The sequence below is a fragment of the Paenibacillus caseinilyticus genome (assembly GCF_027533645.1).
GTDB lineage: Bacteria > Bacillota > Bacilli > Paenibacillales > NBRC-103111 > Paenibacillus_G > Paenibacillus_G caseinilyticus.
The window spans coordinates 1-2,802 of sequence record NZ_JAQAGY010000046.1 but is presented as its reverse complement, the minus strand read 5'-3'; the positions used below and the strand labels follow the sequence as shown (position 1 = coordinate 2,802).

The following is a 2,802-nucleotide window of genomic DNA, read 5'->3' as shown; positions in this document are numbered from 1 at the left end:
TCATTACGGTTGACAATTGCGCTGCCGTAACCGGCATCTCAATTGCAACTGCATGGCAGAAACTCATTGCTGAGCTTCTATATTTAACACTCACTCGATGTTCAGTTTTCAAAGGGCAATTCGATTTTTCTCGGCTCTTGTTTCTCGGCCGGATTCACAATATAGCATGTTTACTACTTGATTGCAACTACGTTGTTTTTCCATTCTTGGGATAACCCTCAAGCTCAGATCGATCAACCAGTCTTATCGGTAGAAGCTATATTCCGTTCGTTAATGACGTTCATTAACTTCCGGATTTGTAATATACCATAAACCTCTCTGCATTTGCAACCCTATCATACTATCTTTTTTTATATTTGAATCATGTTCCCTAGCTTCCGAATAAATTGGCTTTATTGGTACAAAGTAAAAGTGATCGGTTTTAACCTAGTTTCTAAAAAGTATAAAGCGGAGGGAACCATGCAGAATCAATCTTATCAGCAATTTCTCGAACAGCAGCAGGCTCAACAGTTACAGCAAGCCCAGCAGGCACAGCAAGCGATCCAAGTTTCCGGTCTCAGCAATTTTTCACAGCAGCTTCGGCAGCTCCAAATCCAGTTCGGACAGGTACAGCAAGATCTTCAGCAAGCCCAAGCTCAAGTTGAACAGCAGATGAGTGCTCAGCAGCGTCGCATCTTAGAGATCCAGCAGCGCCTTCAGCAAAATATACAGCAGATGGATCTGCTCATTCAGACATCTCAAACTCAACCGGTGAACCAAAATAGGTACATGTAAAAAAACAAAGAACTGGGGCAGGCTTAGCGCTGCCCCAGTCACTTTATAATTGATAACCGTATACTCTTGCTTCATAAGGAGAGAGTTCGATCACCTCTGCATCGGCATAGTCAGCCTGTATTGCATAGTTACCTAGAATCAAACTTCCTTCAGAGGGTTTCCAAACTTCCGACCATTTAAAAACTGCCATTTGATCCGAAACGTTTAATATAACAAGCAATTTTTGACTTGTTAATTGCCTGCGATAAACAAAAAGCTGCTTTCCTTCCGTAGGAACCCATTCGTAATTTCCGTACACGATAATGGGATGTTTCTTGCGTAAGGCTATTAACTTCCGATAGTAATGAAGAATAGAGTTCTCGTCTGAAAGTTCCGCCTCCACATTAATACTTGCATAGTTAGGATTTACTTGTATCCACGGCTCGCCGGTAGTAAATCCGGCCTGCTCTGAGCCACTCCATTGCATGGGTGTCCTCGCATTGTCTCGCCCCCTACGTTGAATTTGTTTTAAGACCTCACTAGGATCTCTCCCTTTCTTCACCTCCTCTTCGTAGAACTGAAGTGTACTTAGATCCCTATATTCATCCACCGTGGTGAATTCTACGTTGGTCATTCCTATCTCTTCACCTTGGTAAATATAAGGCGTGCCCTGCATCATATGAAGCATCGTAGCAAATAATTTTGCTGATTGGACCCGGTATTTTTTATCATTACCGTAGCGTGAGACGATACGAGGCTGATCATGATTATTAAAATAAAGACTATTCCAGGCCCTGCCTTCCAACTCCGTTTGCCATCTGTTCATAACACTTATTAAATCCTTCAATTTCCAGGGCACTATATCCCACTTGCTATCAGGTCCATAATCTAGCTGCATATGTTCAAAATGAAATATCATATTGAGCTCCATGCTATCCGTTCCAGCATACTGGAGTGCATCCTCTGGAGTAACGCCCCCCGTTTCGCCTACCGTAATTAAATCATACCTTGCAAGTACTTCCCGGTTCATTTCCTGAAGATAATGATGAACTTTGGGACCGTTCTCATAATACTTAGCCCCATCTGCTAACTCTTCCGTTCCTACACTTGGAAAGGAACAGTCTTTGGATATGCAATTGATTACATCCATTCTAAAACCATCTACACCCTTGTCAGCCCACCACCAAATCATATCGTATAATGTTCTTCTCACTCGGGGATTTTCCCAATTTAAATCGGGTTGGTGCTTACCGAACAAGTGAAGGTAATACTCTCCCCTCTCTTCACTGTACTCCCAAGCTGAACCTCCGAACATAGAAGCCCAATTGTTAGGTGGACGTCCATCGGTACCTTTTCTCCATATGTAAAAATCGCGATAAACACTTTCTTTGGACTGCCTGGATTCAATAAACCATGGATGTTCATCCGAAGTATGGTTCATAACCAAGTCCAACATAAGCTTCATGTCCCGTTTATGCACCTCTTCAATAAGGAGCTCTACATCCTCCATCGTCCCAAACTCTCTCATGACTTTGAAGTAGTCACTAACATCATATCCATTATCTTTATTAGGTGATTGATAGATAGGTGATAGCCAAATTACGGTGGCGCCGAGTTCCTGTATATAGTCGAGCCGGCTAATAATTCCTTTAATATCACCAATCCCATCTCCATTGCTGTCCATAAAACTTCGGGGATAAATTTGATAGACTACACTTTCTTTCCACCATCTACGTTCCGTATTCATATTCTAATTCTCTCCTCTCCGCTACAACCTCTTTGCTCTGAATCCCTTATCTATTAACCAAAGCCCCCCTCAATCTAACAAATTATCCCAAAATCCAATGATTCACAGCCCACTTACTTATTTTTAAGGATACAAAACAAAAAGAGCCCTTTGGATACAAACATCCAAAAGGGCTCTTCCATTTGCTTGGCGACGTTCTACTCTCCCAGGACCCTGCGGTCCAAGTACCATCGACGCTGGAAGGCTTAACGTTCGTGTTCGGGATGGGTACGCGTGGTTCCCTTCCGCCATCATCACCAAAC

At 42.7% G+C, this 2,802-nt stretch carries 2 protein-coding genes and 1 rRNA gene; 1 reads left to right on the top strand and 2 read right to left on the bottom strand.

Going from position 1 to position 2,802, the window contains the following annotated elements; translation table 11 throughout:
• Positions 1–411: 411 nt before the first annotated feature.
• On the top strand, positions 412–774 hold the full coding sequence (locus O9H32_RS32710; protein ID WP_269870244.1) for a hypothetical protein: 363 nt from the start codon (positions 412–414) through the stop codon (positions 772–774).
• Between the two features lie 43 nt (positions 775–817).
• On the opposite strand, the gene O9H32_RS32705 is transcribed toward O9H32_RS32710, so the two are convergent.
• Positions 818–2,500 (bottom strand): alpha-glucosidase, encoded by a 1,683-nt coding sequence (locus tag O9H32_RS32705; RefSeq protein ID WP_269870243.1) that lies wholly within the window; start codon positions 2,498–2,500, stop codon positions 818–820.
• A 184-nt stretch (positions 2,501–2,684) separates the two neighbouring features.
• Positions 2,685–2,801, bottom strand: a 5S ribosomal RNA gene (gene rrf / locus O9H32_RS32700).
• Position 2,802 lies beyond the last annotated feature (1 nt).

Bases quoted from the DNA above. Each gene is read 5' to 3' on its own strand.
- O9H32_RS32705 (WP_269870243.1), bottom strand. From the start codon at position 2,500: ATGAATACGGAACGTAGATGGTGGAAAGAAAGTGTAGTCTATCAAATT.